Annotated in this window: 3 protein-coding genes; all 3 read left to right on the top strand. The window is 47.6% G+C overall.

Translation table 11 applies throughout. The features are described 5' to 3' along the window. The first annotated feature begins 50 nt into the window (after positions 1–50). Positions 51–974 (top strand): TauD/TfdA family dioxygenase, encoded by a 924-nt coding sequence (locus CJA_RS09130; protein WP_238526852.1) that lies wholly within the window; start codon positions 51–53, stop codon positions 972–974. 258 nt (positions 975–1232) lie between these two features. Next, a complete protein-coding gene (locus CJA_RS09125; RefSeq protein WP_012487488.1) occupies positions 1233–12578 on the top strand; it encodes a non-ribosomal peptide synthetase in 11346 nt (3781 codons plus the stop codon). A gap of 2 nt (positions 12579–12580) precedes the next feature. Then, positions 12581–24424, top strand: coding sequence for a non-ribosomal peptide synthetase (locus CJA_RS09120; protein WP_012487487.1), 11844 nt, complete (start codon positions 12581–12583; stop codon positions 24422–24424). The last annotated feature ends 15 nt before the right edge of the window (positions 24425–24439 follow it).

Below are 24439 nucleotides of genomic sequence, written 5' to 3'. Positions count from 1 at the left end.
TTGTCGCACTCTCGGGCTCTCCGCTATTGCCAAAAAGTGGAAACCTGCCCATGTTGATATCAGCACCAGAGGCGGGCATGTCTCTTGCCGATGCAACCATGGAAATTTCAATGCTGGCCGAACAGCACCTTCCCCTGTGTGGTGGGTTGCTGATGCGTGGCTTTGATGTGGGTAACATTAATGGATTTCACACATTTGCCGAGAGCTTTGGCCATCCCTTATTGTCTTATGAGTTTGGCTCCACACCGCGTAGCAATGTGGCGAAGGGGGTTTATACCTCCACCGAATATCCTGCCCACCAGTCTATCCCTTTACACAGTGAACAGGCTTATACGCTCTCCTGGCCAATGAAAATATGGTTTTACTGTGTTACCAGTGCACCAAACGGCGGAGAAACCCCGATTGCCGATAACCGCTTGGTGTACCGTTCTATCAGTTCATCCATTCGCGAGCGCTTATCCCGCCATGGCTTAATGTATGTGCGCAATTACGGTGGCGGACTGGATGTGGCATGGCAAAACGTTTTTAACACCCAGGATCGTCAGGTTGTGGAACGCTATTGCCGTGAAAATGCCATTGAGTTTGCATGGAAAGAGGATGGCGAGCTGCGCACATGGCAGCGTTGCCAGGCTGTGGCACAGCATCCACACACAAAGGAATGGGTTTGGTTTAACCAGGCGCATTTATTCCATGTTTCCAACCTGCAAGCAGAAGTGCGCGAAGCATTACTCGATATTGTGGAGGAACAAGACCTTCCACGTAATGTTTATTATGGTGACGGCTCTCCTATAGAGGATTCACTGCTTGAAGAGGTTAGGGGAGTCCTGGACCAATCCAAGGTTATGTTTCCGTGGCAGTCAGGGGATATCCTGATGTTGGACAATATGTTGGCATCACATGCCAGAGAGCCTTTTAGTGGCAACAGGAAGGTGGTGGTGGCAATGGCAGAAGCCTTTAATGCCACTATGCCATGAGTATGGATTCTCTTTGTTTTTATATGGCTATCATATGCCTCTATTGACAGGGCAGTACATAAATATTTTTATGCTTTCTTTTTAAGTCATTTTTCCAGCCAATCTTCTACATCAATGCGCAGTGCACCTGCTTTTATGAAGCGACTATTGCATTAGCAAGCAATAGTTTCGCTTTGGTAAAAATACAATTCTCCCCTTAAATTCGCTGTTACTCCATTCGTTTTCTTAGGGTATTAAGAAATATGATCTGGAGTAACTATGAGCGACAGTCAGGCCCAGGCTCTTGCCTTACGTTTTATTCGGCTTGCGCCAGAAAAGCGCAGCATTTTCCTGAAGGCATTAGCAAAAGAAGGCGTAGACTTTTCTACCTTCCCGATAGTATCGAGTGTCGGTGAGGCAGGTCGCACGCAATTGTCATATGCACAGCAGCGCATGTGGTTTTTATGGCAACTGGATCCGGACAGTGCTGCTTATAATCTGCCTGCAACGACCGAACTCAATGGCCCTTTGGATGTTGGGGCGCTTACTTGGGCATTAAATAGTGTCATCGCTCGTCATGAGAGCTTGAGGACATGTTTCCCCTTGGATGAACATGGCCAGCCCTATCAACTGATCCATAGCATTGCACCAATTGATATTAGTATCGAGAATCTTGTGTCCCTGCCATCCGGTGTAAAGCAGGAGGAAGTACAGGAACGCATTAAGCAGGAATCTTTAGTACCTTTTGATGTGGCAAATGGTCCATTGCTTAGGGTTAAGTTGTTTGTTCTCTCTGAGCAACATCATGTGTTAATGATTACATTACACCATATTGTGGCTGATGGCTGGTCAATCAATGTATTAACTGATGAGTTGATGCGCTTTTACGAGGCTTATATCACCAATACGGTTGCTGATGTCGCTCCTTTATCCATTCAATATGCAGATTATGCCTTATGGCAACGTAGCTGGTTGGAGTCTGGCGAGTTGGAGAGGCAGTTGAACTATTGGCGATACCAGTTGGATGGTAATCAGGCCGTATTGCAACTACCCGTAAATAACTCCAAACCGATAAAAAATCATTTTTTGGGTGCTCGCCATGAATGGAGGCTTGATGGAAATTTGATCAATGGGCTTCGCTCATTGGCAAAACAATATAATGCAAGTTTGTTTATGGTGTTGCTGGCCGCATTTAAAGTATTACTTTACCGTTATACCGGTGAACAAGATATTCGAATTGGTATTCCCGTCGCTAATCGTCATCGATCAGAAATAGAAAATTTAATTGGCTGCTTTATTAATACTCAGGTGATGCGTGCAACTATTGATGATAGGAATACTTTTTCTGATGTATTGCAAACAGTGCGTGTCATAGTTCTTGATGCTCAATCCAACCAGGATCTACCCTTTGAAAAATTGGTAGATGCACTGCAACCGGAACGTAGCCTTGTACATAATCCTCTATTCCAAGTGATGTTTAACCACCAGGCATTACTGACTGACATTGACAAACTGTCAACATCCACAGGACTGCGAATGAGTTCGTATGCCTGGGATAAACAGACCACGGAATTCGATATAAAACTTGATACGTGGGAACAAGGAGAGGTAATCGGTTCGGCTATTACCTATAACCCTGAACTGTTCGACGTGACAACAATCCAACGTATGGCCGGTCATTTGCAGTGCATATTGGAAGCAATAGCCAGTACCCCAGAGCAGTGTGTGGAAGCCATACCAATGCTCAGTGAAGAGGAACATGCTTGCATTCTGTGTGAGTGGAATACAACGGAAGTAGATTATGGAGAGAGTGTATGTATCCATCGTTTGTTTGAGGCGCAAGTTGAGAAAACACCAGACAGAATAGCTTTGCTCTTCACCGGTGACGATGCCAATGCTGCAGAAAAGGTAGGCGCACAAACACTGACTTATGCTGAACTCAACTCACAGGCAAACCAATTGGCGCATATTCTCAGAAAGATGAGAGTGGGGCCGGATGTTCTGATAGGAATTGCAGTAGAGCGTTCTGTTGAAATGGTCATCGGCCTACTGGGTATTCTGAAAGCCGGTGGTGCATATGTACCCTTGGATCCTGAATATCCAAAAGAGCGCCTGGCTTATATGATGGCAGACAGTGGAATCAGTTTGCTGCTGACGCAGACCGCATTAAGGGATATTCTGCCAATTCCTGATAGCATAAATGTGCTGTGTCTGGATAATTATATAAGCGAATTGAGGGATGCCAACTATCGGGTCGGCTTGAATGATAACCTGCCACCTATCACGGTACCGCAAAACCTGGCGTATGTGATTTACACGTCGGGCTCTACAGGAAAACCTAAAGGAGTTGGTAATACACACCTTGCATTGCATAACCGGCTCGCCTGGATGCAAGAGGTCTATGCATTAACATCTGCTGACCGTGTTCTGCAAAAAACACCCTTTAGCTTCGATGTATCTGTATGGGAGTTTTTCTGGCCTTTACTTCATGGTGCTCGCCTGGTGGTGGCTGCACCGGGTATTCATCGCGAGCCAGAGCGTTTAGTCAAGATCATCAATAATACTGGTATTACGACAGTGCATTTTGTGCCATCCATGCTGCAAGCCTTCATAGGTTGTGGTCTGGTGCCCCATTGTCGGAGTCTTCGACGCATTATCTGTAGTGGCGAGGCCTTATCGGCTGAATCGCAGCATCAGGTATTCCATACTCTGCCGTCCGTAATGTTATACAACCTCTATGGTCCGACAGAGGCTGCTATTGATGTGACACATTGGACCTGTACCAATGATGGCAATTCCCGTGTACCTATTGGTCGTCCCATCGCCAACCTGCAAACCTATATTCAAGACGCTCAACTCAATACTGTCCCGGTGCGGGTAAGCGGAGAATTGTATTTAGGAGGTATTGGGCTGGCCCGTGGTTACCATGGACGTCCAGCGTTAACAGCAGAACGTTTTGTGCCAAATCCCTATGACAATAACGGCGGGCGTTTGTATCGCACAGGTGATGTAGCCCGATACCGTCCAGACGGTAATATTGAGTATGAAGGCCGTATTGACTATCAGGTAAAGATACGTGGCTTTCGAATTGAATTGGGTGAAATTGAAGCGCAGCTACTAACCATAACCTCTGTTAGCGAGGCTGTGGTAATTGCTCAGGACGTTATTGGGGATGGCGGCCAGCAACTAGTCGCTTATGTAGTGCCAGTTAATAGTGATCTGGTAGCAGAGGATGCAGACATTGAACATCAGGATGTATTTAAAGACAGTATAAAGGCTCATTTGCAGCAGGTGTTGCCTGACTATATGGTGCCGAATCAGTATGTGTTGCTGAATGCGATGCCACTGACACCGAATGGCAAGCTGGATCGCAAGGCATTGCCTTTAATAGAGGGCGATACCTTCTACCGTGAGTATGAAGCGCCTCGGACAGAGATGGAATTGCAGTTGGCAGAAATCTGGCAGAATGTGTTGGGTGTTAAACGTGTAGGGCTCAACGATAATTTCTTTGCATTGGGAGGACATTCTCTGCTTGCTGCTCAAATGGTATCCCGAATCCGTCAAACCCTGTCAACTGAATTGCCTTTGCGAGCCCTGTTTGAAACTAATGATTTACGCTCACTTGCAAAACGGGTCGCGTGTGAGGCTGTGACTGCCATTACCCCTATAAAGCCAGTTTTCCGGGGAGATGCTTTACCACTCTCCTATGCCCAGCAGCGCCAGTGGGTGTTATGGCAGTTAGCGCCGGAGAGTGCTGCCTATCATATGAGTGTTGCTTTAAAGCTAACAGGAACCCTGAACCTGGAGGCACTTAAAAAGAGCTTTGATTTACTGATTGATCGCCATGAAACCCTTCGCACTTATTTCGTCGAGGGGGAAACGGGGGTACATCAAGTCATTGCAAAGGAATTGCCACTGTCTTTGACTTTAGAGAACCTGACAACATGCAATGATGAAACGGAAGAAATGGCATTGCAGCGGGTATTGAGTATTTATGCCAGACAACCCTTTGATTTAATGACAGGGCCGTTATTGCGGGCGTGGTTGATTGGTTTGTCTTCCGGTGAAAGCATTTTATTTTTAGTACAACACCATATCAGTTCTGATGCCTGGTCAATGCAGGTAATGGTGGAAGAGTTGGTGGCTGCATACTGCGCCTATTGCCAGGGACAATCTCCTGACTTTTCTCCTTTGCCTATTCAATACGCTGATTATGCAATTTGGCAACGGCAAGTGATGGAGGCCGGTGAGGCAGAACGTCAATTATCCTATTGGAAGAAGGCGTTGGAGGGGGATTATTCAGTATTGGAGCTTCCCACTGATCATCCTCGTCCACAACAGCCGAGTCACAAGGGGGCTCGCTGGACGAAAATATTACCCAAGTCTGTGGTTAAGGCAATTGAGCAACAGGCACGAGCAGCCAATGTCACACCTTTTATGTTTTTATTGGCATCATTCCAGGCTTTATTACACCGTTACACTAATCAGGACGATATCCGGGTTGGTGTTCCAGTGGCCAATCGCACCCGACTGGAAACAGAACGGTTGATCGGGTTCTTTGTTAACACGCAAATCCTGCGAGCGGAAATTACCTTTGATACCAAGGTGAGCAGCCTTTTACAACAAGTGAAACAAAAAGTCCTCGATGCCCAGGCACATCAGGATTTGCCGTTTGAGCAATTAGTCGATGCCTTACAGCCTGAGCGAACCCTGGATCATACGCCATTATTTCAGGTGGTGTTTAACTATCAGGAGGACCAGGATAGCCATATTGATCAACAGTATGAGCAATTGAATGACCTACGGATAGAAAAATTAACCTGGGATCAGGGGACTGCGCAATTTGATCTCGCCTTGGATATCTCATTAGAGGCGAATGAGCTAGCAGCATCGTTTAACTATGCTTCCGATTTATTTGAAGCAGAGACAATAAAATGTTTAGCTACTCACTGGCAACGATTGCTCGAAGGAATGCTGGATGATACTGAACAACGCTTGGCTGATTTACCTCTGCTTGATGAGTGTGAGGCGCAGCATATTATCAAAGCATGGAATCATACAGCGGCAGATATTAGGAAAAGAGCTTTAACCCACAGGCTATTTGAAAAACAGGTTGATAAGGATCCTGATGCTGTAGCCTTGATATTCCCTGAATATAAGGGAAAAGAAGAGCGTCTACAAACGCTGACTTATGCGGAGCTTAATACACGATCCAATCGACTGGCTCATAAACTGAAAGAAATGGGGGTTGGTCCGGATATATTGGTTGGCATAGCTGTCGAGCGCTCTGTTGAAATGGTTGTGGGAGTATTGGCAATTATGAAAGCGGGTGGTGCCTATGTCCCACTTGATCCTGCCTACCCGGAAGAGCGTTTAGCTTACATGGTGGAAAACAGCTGTCTAACCCTGCTGTTAACCCAATCGTTGCTGGATGACCATTTACCCATACCACGTGGTATACAGCGTGTTTATATTAAGGATGATTACACAGGCTATAGTGCTGATAATATTTCTTCCCAGCCGCATCCCAACAATCTTGCTTATTTGATCTTTACTTCCGGTACCACTGGATTACCTAAGGGCGTTGGTATTGACCAAGGATCACTGGCTTGTCATGTCGAAGTTTTTTCCAACCGTTTGGAATTGAATGCCAGGGATCGTGTTCTGCAATACGCCACACTCAACTTCGATACCTTTGGTGAACAACTCTTCCCTGCGCTGTGCTGTGGTGCTGCCGTTGTGCTGCGCGGTGAGGAACTATGGGATCACGACACGCTTTATAAAAATATCCTCCAACAGGATATCAGCATTGTGAATCTGACTCCTGCATTGTGGCATCAGATGATCACAGATTACGCAGCAAAGGGTATAACGGACTTCGGGTACTTACGTCAAATGTTGGTGGGTGGAGAAAGCATGCCGCCAAGTGCGTTGGCAATATGGCAACAGCTGGGTGTATCTAAACAGGTAACGTTGTGGAATTTTTACGGACCGACTGAAGCCACAGTCACTACTTCGAGTTTTTGCTGCAATCGTTATTTCAATTCGGATAAACCTGAACTCACCACAGTCCCTATCGGAGAGCCCCTGCAAGGCCGTTTGGTTTATATCGTTAATAACAGCCTTAATCTGGTGCCGATAGGTGCAGTTGCGGAGCTGGTTATTGGTGGGGAACTATTGGCACGAGGCTATCACGGTCGCCCCGGCCTCACCGCCGAACGCTTTATCCCCGATCCATTTGATGAGACCGGCGGCGGTCGCCTGTACCGAACCGGAGACCTGGCCCGATTCCGTCCAGACGGAAACATCGAATACGCCGGCCGGATCGATCACCAGGTGAAGATCCGCGGTTTCCGCATAGAACTCGGGGAGATTGAAGCAAGGCTGCAATCCCAGGTGACGATCAAAGACGCTGTTGTCCTTGCACAGGCAGGAACAGGCAGCCAGCAGCAACTGGTGGCCTACCTGGTGCCAACCAATACAGCACTGGTTGCCGGTGATACCGACGTGGAGCGGGACGCCCGCAACCATTTTTGCGCCGAGGTGAAAGCGCATCTGCAAAATACTTTGCCGGATTACATGGTGCCCAACCAATACCTGTTATTGGAAGCGCTGCCGCTGACACCGAATGGCAAACTGGATCGCAAAGGGTTACCGCGTGTAGATAGCCAGGCATTTCAACGGGCCTATGAAGCACCGCGAACGGCACTGGAGCAGCAACTGGCCGGTATCTGGCAAGCGGTGTTGGGTGTTGAGCGGGTAGGGCTCAACGATAACTTCTTTGAGCTGGGTGGCGATTCTATCGTCGCAATCCAGCTGGTCAGCCGGGCTCGCCAGCAGGGCATCCGGTTTGTCCCGAAGGATGTGTTCCAGCACCAGAGTCTCGGGGGCCTGGCCAGGGTAGCCCAGGTTGGCGACGGGAGTGTTCAGGTTGATCAACGCCCGGTAACAGGTCACCTGCCACTTATGCCTATTCAGCAATGGTTCTTTGAATCGGCCATACCAGAGCGTCACCACTGGAACCAGTCAGTGCTGTTAACACCCGCCGAGCCATTACAAGCGGATGTGTTGCAAGCGGCCCTCGCACAGCTGTTGATTCACCATGATGCGTTACGCCTGCAATTTATAACCGCGGCCAGAACAGGAGCCGGATGGAAAGGCGCTTTCCTGTCACCGCATGAAGTCAATAACAATGTGCTGTGGCAGGCAACAGTAAGCGATGTCAATGAACTGGAGTCACTGTGCAGTGATGCGCAGCGCAGCCTCAACCTTGAGCAAGGGACATTACTGCGCGCTGTACTCGTGGAACTGCCAGGTCAACAACAGCGTTTGTTGCTGGCCATCCATCACCTGGTGGTGGACGGTGTGTCCTGGCGCATCCTGCTGGACGATTTACAAACAGCCTATCGCCAACAGCGGGCAGGGCAACCGATTACCTTGCCACCCAAGAGTAGTTCGCTACAGGAATGGTCCGAGCGCTTACAGCACTATGCACAGGGTCAGGCGCTGCAACAGGAATTGTCCTATTGGCAAACCGAATGGGCGGATACCGACGGAGACTTGCCGCGTGATAATCCGAATGCCGGGTTGCAGAACAAGCATGCACAACATGCCACGACGCGCCTCAATAAGGTGTTAACTGCACAATTGCTGAAAGACGCCCCGAGTGCCTATCGCACACAGATCAATGACTTGCTGTTAACGGCATTGGCGCGGGTGATAGCACGATGGACACAACAGCCGTCGGTGCTGGTTCAGTTAGAGGGTCATGGTCGTGAGGATCTGTTTGAGGGAATTGACCTGACGCGGACAGTGGGTTGGTTCACGACCATGTACCCGGTGAAATTGAGTCCATCGGTTTCCCTGGATACATCGATCAAGACCATCAAGGAGCAATTGCGTGCTGTGCCAAACAAGGGACTGGGATTTGGTGTACTGCACTATTTAGGTGATGAACGGGTACAGCGTCAACTCAGGGCGTTGCCGGTACCGCGTATCACCTTTAATTACCTGGGGCAATTTGATGGCAGTTTCGACACGGAAGGAGCGCTGTTCAGTCCGTCAGGAGAAAACAGTGGTCCGGAGCAAAGTCCGGAAGCGCCTTTGGGTAATTGGTTATCGATCAATGGTCAGGTATACAACGGTGAACTCAGCCTGGATTGGAGTTTCAGCGGAGAGATGTATCGTCCTGAAACCATTCAGGGATTGGCAGACGAGTACGCGCACGAGTTGCGTCGGGTTATAGAACACTGTTGCCGGGAGGAACATCCATCGGTCACGCCATCGGATTTCCCGTTGGTCAGGTTAACGCAGGGGCAGTTGGATGCACTGCCGGTTCCGGCGGTGGAGATTGACGATATTTATCCCCTGTCGCCGATGCAGCAGGGGATGTTGTTCCACAGTTTGAGTGATCCTGGTGCTGGGCACTATATCAACCAGATGCGGGTGGATATTGAGGGATTGGATGTAGAGCGGTTTTGTTGTGCCTGGCAGGCGGTGCTGGATCGGCATGCGGTGTTGCGGGCGGGGTTTGTGTGGGAAGGGGTTGAACAGCCGCTACAAGTGGTACGTAGAAAGGTAACACTACCCTGTCAAGTGCATGATTGGAGGGGACAAGTATACGATTACCCCGGGATAGATGAGGATGGATTGAACCAATTGGGACAGCGCCTTCGCGCTGGATTTGATCTTAATCGAGTCCCGCTAATGCAAGTGGATTTGGTCAGGAAATCGGATGATCGCTACCACTTGATATACACCAACCACCATATATTGATGGATGGTTGGAGCACCTCACAGCTGTTTGGTGAAGTATTGCAGAGGTACCAGGGTAAAACACCCGCTAGCAATCCGGGGCATTACAAAAATTATCTGGCCTGGCTGCAAAAGCGCGATGGCAAGGTTGCCGAAAAATTTTGGCAAGAGCAGTTGAGGATATTGGAAGAACCGACCTTACTGGCTAATGCTGTGAGTCGCTTATCCAGTGAAACTGATACAAACCCTAATACGCTCAGGAGTGATTATTGTGAAGTTTTAACAATCGATGAGACACAGCGTTTAAGTGACTTTGCCAGGAACAACCAGGTTACGGTTAATACGGTATTACAAGCGGCATGGCTGTTGTTACTACGGCATTACACCGGTCAGGACACTGTCACTTTTGGTGTCACGGTCGCGGGACGTCCAGCAGATGTAGTGGGTATTGAACAGCAAATAGGTTTATTCATTAACACCCTTCCCGTGATTGGCCACATCCAACCAACAGACAAGGTAAGCGACTGGATTCGCCAGGTGCAGTTACAGAACCTGGCACTGCGGGAATATGAATATACACCGCTGTATGACATCCAGCGTTGGGCAGGGCAAGGTGGTAATGCACTGTTCGATACCATCATCGTTTTTGAGAACTATCCCATTGCAGATACCCTGAAAAAAGGTTCTCCCTCAAACCTCTCGTTTGGTGATATCCATAGCCACGAACAGACCAACTATGGATTAACCTTAGTAGTCGGGTTGTCGAACCAGTTAAGCCTGCATTATCACTATGACCAGCACCAATTTCAGCATGTGTTGATTCAGCAACTGAATCAACAATTGATCGGTTTGCTGCGTACCTTTATGCAAGGTTCCGATCAGGCTGTCGGGAATTTACCTTTACTGAGTACTGTTGAGAGCCATCGCATGGCACGCGAGTGGAATAACACTAGCGTTGATTATGGAAAAGCGACCTGTATCCAGGCCCTATTTGAAGCACAAGTTGAACAGACACCAGATGCGACTGCAATAATCTTCCCGGGTAATGAAACCGATAAACGCAATTCAGCGGCGCAAACACTGACATATGCAGCGTTGAATGCACGCTCTAATCAGTTGGCCCATACCTTGAGGGGAATGGGGGTTGGCCCGGATACATTAGTGGGTATTGCGCTAGAGCGCTCCGTCGAAATGGTTATCAGTTTGTTGGGAATCCTAAAGGCAGGCGGTGCCTATGTACCGTTTGACCCGGAGTATCCCGAGAGTCGCCTTCGTTACATGATGGCGGACAGCGGCATTTCATTGCTGCTTACCCAGCGTAAATTGCCGGTGTTACTGCCGGTCTCCAACGAAGTGAAGGTATTGTGCCTGGATGAGCCAAATGACTCGGATTTGCTCAGCTGGCACCCTGCGTCATGCGCGAACCTGCCTGTTATCACTCGCCCTGACAACCTGGCGTATGTGATATACACGTCCGGCTCCACGGGCAATCCCAAAGGAGCAGGCAATACACATAAGGCATTACATAACCGTTTGGCCTGGATGCAGGATGCCTATGGATTAACACCCAACGATAGTATCTTGCAAAAAACACCATTCAGTTTTGATGTATCGGTTTGGGAATTTTTCTGGCCATTACTGAACGGGGCGCGATTGGTTGTGTCCTCACCCGGTGACCATCGGGATCCTGAGCGTTTAATGACCTTAATCCAACAAACTGCTATTACGACACTGCATTTTGTTCCTTCCATGTTGCAAGCGTTTATGCAGCACGATGCAGCAGGAAGGTGTAATACGCTAAGACATATCATCTGTAGCGGCGAAGCTTTATCCCCCGATCTGCGAGATCAAGCAGGGCACTTATTCCCTTTCGCAAAATTACATAATTTGTATGGCCCCACAGAAGCCGCTATTGATGTGAGCCATTGGACTTGCATTGATGCTGGCGGAACCAATGTTCCCATTGGTCGACCTATTGCCAACCTAAAAATCTTTATATTGAACGCCGATTTACATTGCGTGCCAATTATTACCAACGGTGAATTATATCTGGGTGGTATTGGCCTGGCGCGAGGTTATCACGACCGCCCCGGCCTCACTGCCGAACGCTTTATCCCCGATCCATTTGATGAGACCGGCGGCGGTCGCCTGTACCGAACCGGAGACCTGGCCCGATTCCGTCCAGACGGAAACATCGAATACGCCGGCCGGATCGATCACCAGGTGAAGATCCGCGGTTTCCGCATTGAACTCGGGGAAATTGAAGCAAGGCTGCAATCCCAGGTGACGATCAAAGACGCTGTTGTCCTTGCACAGGCAGGAACAGGCAGCCAGCAACTGGTGGCCTACCTGGTGCCAACCAATACAGCACTGGTTGCCGGTGATACCGACGTGGAGCAGGACGCCCGCAACCATTTTTGCGCCGAGGTGAAAGCGCATCTGCAAAATACTTTGCCGGATTACATGGTGCCCAACCAATACCTGTTATTGGAAACGCTGCCGCTGACACCGAATGGCAAACTGGATCGCAAAGGGTTACCGCGTGTGGATAGCCAGGCATTTCAACGGGCCTATGAAGCACCGCGAACGGCACTGGAGCAACAGCTGGCCAGTATTTGGCAAGAGGTGTTGGGTGTTGAGCGGGTAGGGCTCAACGATAACTTCTTTGAACTTGGCGGTAGCTCGATATCAGCCGTTCGCTTGGTATCTATGATAAAGACTCGCATAAGCAGGCATATATCATTGCGCACTATTTTCGAGAGCGCTGTTTTCAGCGATTTTGCTGAACAGTTGGAGACATGTGCTTCTCAATTAGCCGATGACACTATGTCAGATATAGAAAAAATGATGGATGAATTAGTAGAGGGTTGAGCGTGGAAACTGAAAACACAACAGCAGTACGTATTGCCAATCGTTTTATTCAATTACCAGTGGAGCAGCGCCGTCAGATTTTGGAAAAAATGCGTGAAGCCGGGCAACGATTCGAATGGTTACCCATTGTTCAGAGTCGATCTGCTGTTGAGCAGATTCCACTTTCCTACGCGCAGCAACGGTTGCTTTTCCTATGGCAGTTAGACCCTGATAACACTTCTTATAATGTTCCTGTCGCGGTGCGTTTGCTTGGTGAATTAAATGAAAGTGCCTTACGGTTAACATTTGATCTACTTATACAACGGCATGCAGTGTTACGAACCAGATTCTCCTCTATAGAAGGTGAGTTTTATCAAATTATTGACGATAGCTACTCGGTAGTGCTGGAACTTGTCGATATTGCCAACGAGCAGGGACGTACGCCTGAATCCTTAATTGAGGAACAGGTTAACAATGAGGTGAATCGACCGTTCGACCTTATCAATGGACCATTAATACGCGTCAAATTATTTCGCCTGGCAACAGCGGAACATATACTGGTTGTTTGCATGCACCATATCATTTCTGATGGTTGGTCAGGACAATTGCTGATGGAGGAGTTTTCGCAGTGCTACAGTGCACTGGTATCGAATATAAAACCTTCTCTACCAAACTTGCCTATTCAATACGCAGATTATGCAATATGGCAGCGCAGTTGGTTGGAGGCAGGGGAAGGTGAAAGACAATTGCGTTACTGGAAAACGCAACTGGGTGATGAGCATACTTTGCTGTCCTTACCTGTTGACTATGAACGACCAATAAATCCTGGCTTTGGTGGCGCAACAATTCGAGTCGATATACCACGAGAATTAAGTGCAGCATTGAAAGAGCTGGCTCGAAACAACGGCTGTACGCTCTTTATGGTGATGACCATGGCTTTGGCTGTGACCCTGTCACGTTATAGTGGTCAAACGGATATCTGTATTGGAGCACCTAATGCCGGACGTAACCGCGAAGAGTTGGAGCGGTTGGTTGGCTTTTTTATCAATACTCAGGTATTGCGAGTACAAGTTGATGAGCTCTGTACTTTTTCCGAGCTATTGCAACAGGTCAAGCGAACAGTGTCTGGTGCCCAATCACATCAGGAGATTCCTTTTGAGCAACTCGTGGATGCATTGGTACCTGAGCGTAATTTGAGTTACAACCCCCTGTTTCAGGTTAAAATTAATCAAAATGTTACAAGAGAAATGCTGGGCAACAATAAGGAATATTCACCAATTACCGGTTTGACCGTGCAGGAATTTCCGCTTCACGAAAGATCATCACATTTCGATTTGGCTTTTGATTTTACGGATGTAGCGCAGGGTATTGATGCATCCTTCACCTATGCTACGGATTTATTCAAGCCAACAACGATAGAGCGCCTTGTCACATCTCTACGAGAAGTGTTGCACAGATTAACCTTTCATTTCCATAGACGCATAGCAGACTATCCTGAAATACTATCCGAACCCGTTCCCAGGGAAATAGTCCGAAATGAGTGCATGGACTATTTGGCGTTATGGCAACATGGGTTGCAGCAGGGAAGTGGCAAACCTGCGCTATGTTCTGATAAACAGGTTCTGGATTATGCAGACCTGGAGCGACAAACCAACCAATTGGCACAACATCTGCAGGCATCCGGAGTTGTGCCGGGAACTATTGTGGCACTATGTCAGGAACGCGCCATTGAATGGGCCATTAGTATGCTTGCGGTATTGAAAGTTGGTGGCACTTATATGCCGTTGGATAACCGGCAACCTGTAGATCGATTACAGTACTTTCTGCGAGACAGTGGCGCTGCTTTTTTAATACATCACCCAGACGACCATCAAGCCAAATTGCTTGATGTTTGCACTGCAATTCCCTATGTGGCTGATGAATGGTGTCACTATAGTGGTGTATTCACCTCACCTGCGATTGATCCACAACAGGTGGCTTACATTATTTATACATCAGGTTCTACCGGGCAGCCCAAAGGGGTTGCCATCAGCCATCAATCGCTGGCGAATTATGTACAAGTATTACAAGCACGATTGCAACTCGCTCCTGACGCGAATATGGCCATGGTATCCACCATCGCTGCCGACCTTGGCCACACAATGTTATTTACTGCTCTCGCGTCAGGACGATTGCTACATTTGTTACCATATGATTGTGCATTTGATGCAGACAGTTTTGCCTGTTATATGGCAACACATCAGGTCGGGATATTGAAAATTGTTCCCAGCCATTTACAAGGGTTATTACAAGCCAGTCAGCCGGAACAAGTACTACCGCAACATGCATTGATTGTAGGTGGGGAAATATGCCAGTGGTCATTGGTGAATAAAGTCAGACAGTTGCGTCCAGGTTGCCGTATCATTAATCACTATGGGCCAACCGAAACGACAGTGGGTGTATCAACCTATGAAATAACAAAGCAGGAACAAGATTTCAACAATGTCCCGATCGGACAACCCCTGGCGAATAGCACGATTCAAATTTTTGACCACTATCTCAATCCGGTACCTGTACAAGTACCAGGCGAACTCTATATTGGTGGGCAAGGTGTAGCCCATGGTTATATTGGCCAGGCAGCACTTACTGCCACTTACTTTGTTCCTGATCCAGGAGCTAATGGTGGGCGCCTTTATCGTACAGGTGATCGGGCTCGGCATGTTAAAGAGCAATTAATATTCCTCGGACGGGCAGATGACCAGGTTAAAATTCGTGGATATCGCGTCGAGCTCTCTGAAATTGCCAACACACTGCAAAAACTTGCCGAAGTGCAAGAGGCTGTTGTTCAGGCCAAGTCGGTGAGTGGTGATTCACATCTACAGCTCGTGGCGTACTGTGTAACCAAAAAGGCGATCACATCTGATGAAATACAACGGCAATTGCAGACTTTGCTGCCGGATCATATGCTGCCGTCTCACATTGTGTTGCTGGATTCATTACCGCTTACTGCCAACGGTAAGCTTGATCGCAAAGCACTGCCCCAACCGGAAGATATTCCGAAGGATAAAACCTTCGATGCTCCCCAAGGCGAAGTGGAAAAAATATTGGCAGAGGTTTGGGGTGATGTATTGGGTGTCGAGCCTATTGGTAGGCATGATAATTTTTTTGCCCTTGGTGGAGATTCTATCCTCAGTTTGAAAGTTATTGCACGTGCACGAAAGCGCGGAATTCATGTGACGCCGCAACAGTTGTTTGAACATCAAGTGCTGGCTGTAATTGCTGAAGTGGTTATTAGTGAGAGCCAGGGTGAAAAAGATGTTATCCCTATCCACGCCTTATCAGATGTTGATCGCCAACGTCCACTCCCGCTCTCTTATGCACAGGCACGCTTGTGGTTTTTATGGCAACTGGATACTGAAAGTACGGCTTATCACATTACCCAGGCATTAACATTGTATGGCCCATTAAATGTAGAGGCATTGCATAATAGTTTTGCTGTGCTAGTAGCACGTCATGAATCCCTTCGTACGGTATTTCATCTCGGAAATGATGGTCAAGCTGAACAACATATTCAACCCGTAGGTTCACTTACACTGGACATTCCATTGTTGGATGTTACCGATAAGCCACTTGCTGAACGGGATAGTTATATTCAACGCGAAGCCAGGCATTTGCGTACAACACCTTTTGATTTGACGCGAGGCCCTTTGTTGAGGATAGGGCTAATTCGCTCAAATGCTGAGCAACATGTCTTAGTAGTGGTGATGCACCACATAATTTCTGATGGTTGGTCGATGCAGGTTCTGATAGATGAGTTTGTTGCTCAATATCGCTCACAGGCACAAGGAACATCCCTAAAACTACCTGCGCTACCTATACAATACGTGGACTATGCAATCTGGCAGCGGCAGAGACTAAGGGACAGCGGGCAGGAAGCACAGCAACTGGCCTACTGGAAAAATCAACTGGGTATGGAACACCCGGTGTTGCAGTTACCAACGGATTTTCCACGCCGTGCTGATGGTAAATACCTGGGAGCCTCCTATCGTTTTGAATTTCCGCCCTCATTGGTAGAGGGCCTTAGACATCGCGTTCGTACCGAGAATGCCACAGTGTTCATGGTGTTGTTAGCGGGCTTTCAATTATTGTTGAGTCGCTATAGTGGACAAAAGGATATCCGGGTGGGTGTACCTATTGCCAATCGCCACTGGGCAGAAACGGAAGGACTTGTTGGTTTTTTTGTTAATACCCAGGTATTGCGTACAGAAGTTGATTGTTATGCATCATTACAGCAGATACTTCAACAGGTTAAAACGGCTGCACTAGCTGCGCAACATCATCAGGATTTACCGTTTGAAAAGCTTGTGGAGGTACTGAAGCCAGAACGCCATATGGGGCAGAACCCACTGTTCCAGGTGATGTTCGATCATCAACGCACAGATCATCAAATCCAGCATGAACTCCCAGGTTTACGTCTGGAAAGTTATTCCTTGGGAGAACAACATGCTCAATTTGAACTAACGTTACATACAGCAGAAGATTCTCATGGTGGAATACAGGCCATCATGGTCTATGCAAAGGAATTGTTTGAACATGCGACTATAGAGAGAATGGCTGAGCATTATCTCAAATTATTGCAGATGCTGGCAGAACAACCGGAAAAAATGGTAGGTGAAGTTGATATTGTTAGTGAAGTAGAACGATTGCAACTACTTGAATGGAGTGCACCTCACACAGGTTATACAGGTGGTGAACTTATCCACGGTCTGTTCGAACAACAAGCAGCACAACAGTTTGATGCGGTGGCCCTAACTTGTGGCAGTGAAGAATTGACTTATGGCGACCTGAATTTGAGAGCGAACAGGCTTGCCCATTATTTGATAGCCTCTGGTGTAAAACCGGAATCAAGAGTAGGGATTGCGTTGGATCGCTCATTGGAAATGATTGTGGGGTTACTCGCCATACTGAAGTCAGGTGGAGCTTATGTGCCCTTGGACCCGGAATACCCACCAGAACGACTGAGCTACATGGTTGAGGATAGCGATATTGAACTATTGCTAACCAACAGTGCCATTGCCCCACGGTTTGCTGCAATAAATAAACAACGGATAGTGGAGCTGGACCAGATCAATCTGGATACCCAGTCGATGGTTAATCCGATTGTTAACCTGAGCGACAGCAATCTGGCATATGTGATTTACACATCAGGCTCTACAGGTCGGCCCAAAGGGGTCCAGATCTGTCATCACAATGTTTCGCGTTTGTTCAAGGCTACAAAAGAATGGTTTGACTTTAGCGCCAGTGATGTTTGGACGTTTTTTCATTCCTATGCATTTGATTTTTCTGTATGGGAACTGTTTGGTTCACTGTGTTCAGGCGGAAGACTAGTACTTGTTCCCTTTTGGATCAGCCGTTCACCGGAAGAATTTATGCATCTATTGCGTGAACAGCAAGTTACGGTATTAAACCAAACCCCATCGGCATTTAATCAACTGGTACAAATGCCTGCGATGTATGAACACCCCTTGAGTTTGCGAATAGTCATTTTAGGTGGTGAAGCACTGGAACCGGAAAGCTTGAGGCCCTGGATGGAACAACTGGGGGATACCCAACCGCAAATTATCAATATGTATGGTATTACCGAGACGACTGTACATGTGACTTACCGGTTAATCACTAGAAAAGATTTAACAGAGCGATGCAGTCCAATTGGTATACCAATGCCAGATTTAGGACTTTATGTACTGGACAATACACTCAATTTGGCGCCGATTGGTGTTGCAGGTGAGCTCTATGTCACAGGTGATGGTTTGGCCCGCGGCTATTTGAATCGAGCGAATACAACTGCGGAGCGCTTTGTTGCAAATCCCGATGCCCGCGTTGATAGCCGGCTCTACCGAACAGGAGATTTGGCTCGTTGGAATGGAAAAGGACAGTTGGAATACCTTGGTCGAATAGACCACCAGGTAAAGATCCGTGGTTTCCGGATTGAACTGGGTGAAATTGAATCACACCTGCAATCACAGGCCGGTGTCAAAAATGCCGCTGTGGTAGTACAGGATGTCCCCGGCAGTAATAGCCAGCAGTTGGTGGCCTATGTCGTGCCGACCGATGCAGGGTTGGTCGCAGAAGACGTCAATACCGAAGCAATCGTGACCTATCGAGCCATCTTAAAAAACCACCTGCAAGCAATACTGCCAGAATATATGGTTCCCTACCATTATGTATTGCTGGCATCAATGCCCCTGACAAGCAACGGCAAACTGAACCGCAAAGCATTACCAGCCCTGGATGCCAGTGAGTTCCGGCACAAGTACGAAGCACCACAATCGGAGATGGAGCAACACCTGGCCAGGATCTGGCAAGACGTGCTGGGTGTGGAACAGGTCGGTCGCCATGACAATTTCTTTGAGCTGGGGGGTGACTCCATTGTATCCATTCAACTGGTGAGCCGTTCCCGGCAACAGGGTATCCAGTTTACAGCCAAGGATATTTTCCAATACCAGACATTGGCTGAACTATCGATGGTGGCGCAGGCAGGTGACAAAACAGTCCATCTGGATCAAGGGCCAGTGGCCGGTATTTTGCCGTTGACACCGATCCAGCGGTCATTTTTCACTGACATCATTCCGGAACGCCACCATTGGAATCAATCGGTGTTATTAACACCGATCAAGCCATTGCATGCGAACTACTTACAAGCCAGTCTCGAATATCTGCTGTTACATCACGATGCCTTACGTCTTGGTTTTGTGGAGATAGAGCCTTCAGGCTGGCAAGCTATGTTTATGACACCAGAGCAGGTTAGGCGTGATGTGTTGTGGCAAGTAGTCGTTGCTGACAAGGATGAACTGGAGATGTTGTGCAATAAAGCCCAGCGCAGCTTGTGTTTGACAGAAGGCCCGCTCATGAGGGCAGTGTTGGCAGAATTGCCTGATGGTGAGCAGCGTTTATTGCTGGTGATCCACCACCTGGTGGTGGATGGTGTGTCATGGAGGGTATTGCTGGAGGATTTGCAAACGGCTTATCGGCAGCAGTACGGTGGTAAACCGGTTTACCTGCCACTCAAGACCAGTTCATTACAGGCATGGTCTGAACGTCTGTATGATTATGCACACAGTGATGTGTTGCAAGATGAGGTCGTTTATTGGCATACGGCTCTGACCAATGTTTCAGGAGACTTACCGAGGGATATTCTCTCAGGCGGATTACAGAGAAAATATGAATGTCATGTCGTCACACATTTGGATTCAAGGTGGACCGAGCGTCTGCTGAAAGAAGCCCCGCGAGCTTATCGCACACAGATCAATGACTTGCTGTTAACGGCATTGGCGCGGGTGATTGCACGATGGACACAACAGCCGTCGGTGCTGGTTCAGTTAGAGGGTCATGGCCGTGAGGATCTGTTTGAGGGAATTGACCTGACGCGGACAGTGGGTTGGTTCACAACCATGTACCCGGTGAAATTGAGTCCATCGGTTTCCCTGGATACATCGATCAAGACCATCAAGGAGCAATTGCGTGCTGTGCCAAACAAGGGACTGGGATTTGGTGTACTGCACTATTTAGGTGATGAGTTGATACAGCATCAACTCAGAGAGTTACCGGTTCCACGTATTACGTTTAATTACCTGGGACAGTTCGACAATAGCTTCGATACAGAAAAAGGATTATTCACTCCATCAGGCGAGTTCAGTGGCGATGGACACAGTGAAGAGTCACCACTGGGTAACTGGCTATCAATTAATGGCCAAGTTTACAACGGTGAGTTGAATCTGGGCTGGAATTTCAGTGGGGAAATGTATCGAGTTGAGACGATACAGAAGTTGGCAGATGCCTATGGAGAGGAGCTTCGATCGTTGATAGATCATTGTTGTAGTAATGATCAGGGGGCAGTTACGCCGTCGGACTTCCCATTGATTGCGTTGACACAAGAGCAGCTGGACAGATTACCGGTTGCAGTTTCTGATATTGAAGACATTTATCCATTGTCACCGATGCAGCAGGGTATGTTGTTTCATACCGTACAGGATAATGATGCAGGTGTTTACATAAACCAGACCATTGTCCTTATTACTGGCTTAGATGGCGATCGGTTTGTAACTGCTTGGGAACAGGTAATACAACGACAGGAAATATTGAGAACCGGTTTTTTGACCGCTAGTAATTTGAATGAACCATTACAAGTAGTTTATAAAAAAGCCCGCTTACCGGTTATGCGTATAGACTGGTCCGACCGGCACGTCACAGAAATAGAGCTGCAGAATTTAGCAATAGCTGATCGCGACAATAGTTTCAATTTATTATCACCACCTTTAATGCGACTTACCTTGGTAAAGCTTGATGGTGATCGCTATTACCTGATATGGACTCGTCATCACATTCTAATGGATGGCTGGAGTGGCTCATTACTGGTCGCTGAAGTACTGGCCAATTATTTTGGGCGCTCTCTGCCTGCCAGGGAAAGCCGTTATCGTAATTACATACAATGGTTACAGGCACAATCTAGCGAAGAGTTGCAACGCTTTTGGGTAGAGACTGTAGCGCCATTGACGGAGCCTACATTACTGGCGAATACACTTTATCCCAAGCCAACAGACGCTGTTGGAAAGCATGAGGCTATTTACCTGCATTGGGATGAAGATAAAACGCATGATTTGATCCAATGGAGTCAACGTCATCGCATCACACCAAATACCTTGATTCAAGGCGTTTGGTTGTTGCTATTGCAACGCTTTACCGGTCAGAAAACTGTCTGTTTCGGATCAACAGTGGCCGGCCGGCCAACAGGATTGCATGGTGCAAACACCGTGCTGGGGTTGTTTATAAATACCCTACCGGTTATCCAAACACTGCGCGAGGAGCAAACAGTACTTGACTGGTTACAGCAGTTACAGAACTTTAACCTTGCAATACGCGATTTTGAGCATGCCCCCTTAGCTGATATCCAACGTTGGGCCGGCCGCCCAGGGCAGGCGCTATTCGATAGCATCATCGTTTTTGAAAATTATCCGATTGATGAAAGCTTGAAAGATGCGGGTAACGGGCAACTTGAATTCGAAGCTGTTTCAAGTCGTGACGTGACCAACTATGCAATGGATTTAGCTATTCGTTTGGGGGATACCCTTGAAATTGAGTTTATGTACATGTCCCACCATTTCGGTCGTGAAGCGGTAGAAATGATTCAACAAAGTTTTGACACCCTGCTGAAGGATATGCTCAATAATCCCAATGCCCGATTGGGGAATCTCCGGACAACCATAAAGCATATTCCCGACTTTGTGGCACAAGCAGAGCTTCCATCAAAATTAATACCGATTGCTGACAAGTTGATAGTGGAATTGATTCAAGAACAAGCTATGACCCGAGCCGAGGCAGTGGCAGTCATTTGTGGTGATGTACAGTTAACTTATGGTGAGCTTGAACAACAAGCAAATCGATTAGCCCAGCATCTTATTACTATAGGGGCTGATTGTGAAACCTGTATTGGTGTTGCGCTACCCCGCTCAGTGGAAATGATAGTAGCATTTTACGCTGTACTCAAAACCGGTGCAGCCTATGTGCCTCTCGATATCGACTATCCACAAGAACGATTGCAGTGGTCTATTGAAGACTCTGGTATGAAGACATTGATAACCACGGCGAGTGTTCTGGAACAACTACCAGCACTAACTGTTGACACAGCGGTGATGATAGATCTTGTGGTGCTGAATAGTGAGTCAGACAATTGCCTATCGACATCAATTATGGCGGAAAATCTTGCCTATATTATTTATACATCTGGATCCACGGGAAAACCTAAAGGAGTCAGTGTCACTCATGGCGCATTGGCGATGCATTGTACTGCTATTGCGGAACTTTATGAGATGGACGCGAACACCAGGGAACTGCTGTTTATGTCTTTTGCCTTTGATGGCGCTCAAGAACGCTCCCTAACGACGCTTATTAAAGGCGGGTGTTTGATAGTTCGCGATAACCACCTGTGGACACCGGAAGAAACCTGGCAAGCATTACACTATCATCACATTACTATTGCCTGTTTCCCGCCCGCCTATTTGCAACAACTTGCGGAGTTTGCAAAGGGACAGGACGGTGCTCCACCAGCGGTCGATATTTATTGTTTTGGTGGTGATGCTGTTGCCGATGCTAATTTCGAACTGGTCAAACGCCATTTGAAACCTCGCTATTTGACCAATGGTTATGGCCCTACAGAAACAGTTGTTACTCCATTGCTCTGGAAGACGGATAGCAATGGTGTATGTGAAGCCCCCTACGCACCTATTGGTCGACAGGTAGGTAAGCGCAGCATAGTCGTCCTGGACCAACAGCTCAATCCGGTACCTGTTGGAGTAATTGGCGAATTGTATATTGGTGGTGTCGGTTTGGCGCGTGGTTATCACCGGCAACCATCATTGACGGCGGAGCGCTTTATTGCCAATCCATTTTCTTCCTGTGGTGAGCGGCTGTATCGAACCGGTGATCTGGTTCGTTATCGTCGGGATGGGATAGTAGATTATATTGGCAGAGTGGATCACCAAGTTAAAATACGTGGATTTAGAATTGAGTTGGGAGAAATTGAGTCCCGGTTACGGCAACAACCATCCGTGCAGGATGCAGTTGTCATTGCCAGAGATAGTGAACAAGGTAAACAACTTGTCGCTTATGTTGTATCAGCGATCCCTGATATGGGGGACACCTTGCGCCGTCAGTTGGCTTCATCATTACCGAATTACATGGTGCCAGCGATGATTCAGGTAATGCCAGCTTTTCCCGTAGGCCCTAGCGGTAAGGTAGATCGCAACGCGCTTCCCGATATTCATTTCAAATCGCACACCTTTGTGGCACCTCGCAATGAGGTAGAGCGGACATTGGCAGGTATATGGGAAGATGTATTAGGTGTACAACAGATTGGTGTGACAGACAATTTCTTTGCACTTGGAGGGGATTCATTACGAGCACTTAAAGTGCTAAGTAAAATACGCTCTCAATCCGATATCGATCTTAAAGTAAAGCTTACGGATATGATGAGTAAGCCAACTATTGCAGAACTCTCAGGCTATTCTCCCCTGATCTCTTTGCCGGTAAATTTATTGACGCCGCTAAATAAAAGGGAAACAGGTTTACCGATATTGTTCTGTCCCCATGCAGGTTATGGCACAGTCTTCGACTACGAGCCACTAGCACAACAGCTTGAAGGTCATTATGCCGTTTATGGAATACGTTGCCGCATGCTGTTGGATACTTCCTGGAATGACACATCATTACAGGCTATGGCGTTTAATTACATTAATGACATACGACGCGTACAGCCAAAAGGCCCATATTATTTGCTGGGGTGGTCTCTGGGCGGAACATTGGCAACACTGATCGCTAATCAGTTGGAAAGGGAAGGGGAGTCTATTGCGTTTCTTGGTTTAGTTGACAGTTTTGTTCCCCGCCCGGATGTTACTGTGATAGATAATGAGCAACTCGAAGAGTTGAGGGGATTTTTAACACACGTATATGCGATACCTGGGCAGCACTTACTACCAGAAAACATGGATTCGCTGGTAGTAGGTGATCAGATAGCAACAGAGCAATTTCTCATACAGGTACAAAATCGCCTTGGTCGCAATACTCTCTATGGAGAGGTTGATGCTAGTGAGCTGGCTCATATTTTTACAGTGGGTATGAAATTGAAACTACTGTCCCGGCAATTGCAAGAGATACCAATGGCGGCGGCTCAAACATATTTTTGGTGGGCCGGTAAAAAACCTAAGCATAAGGTGAATGAGTTAGAGTCTACTTTTATTGGTAGAATGGCCAGCACTAATATAGAGGCAACCCATTATGACATCTTGAGACATGATTGTTTTCTACAATCTGTCATCCGATATCTGATTGGATAAATGTTTTATTGTAGA

The organism is Cellvibrio japonicus Ueda107, assembly GCF_000019225.1.
GTDB lineage: Bacteria > Pseudomonadota > Gammaproteobacteria > Pseudomonadales > Cellvibrionaceae > Cellvibrio > Cellvibrio japonicus.
Note: the sequence above shows the minus strand (reverse complement) of the source record. Positions and strands in the feature narration are given on the sequence as shown.

Coding starts and splice junctions, on each gene's coding strand:
- CJA_RS09130 (WP_238526852.1), top strand. CDS start 51: ATGTTGATATCAGCACCAGAGGCGGGCATGTCTCTTGCCGATGCAACC.
- CJA_RS09125 (WP_012487488.1), top strand. CDS start 1,233: ATGAGCGACAGTCAGGCCCAGGCTCTTGCCTTACGTTTTATTCGGCTT.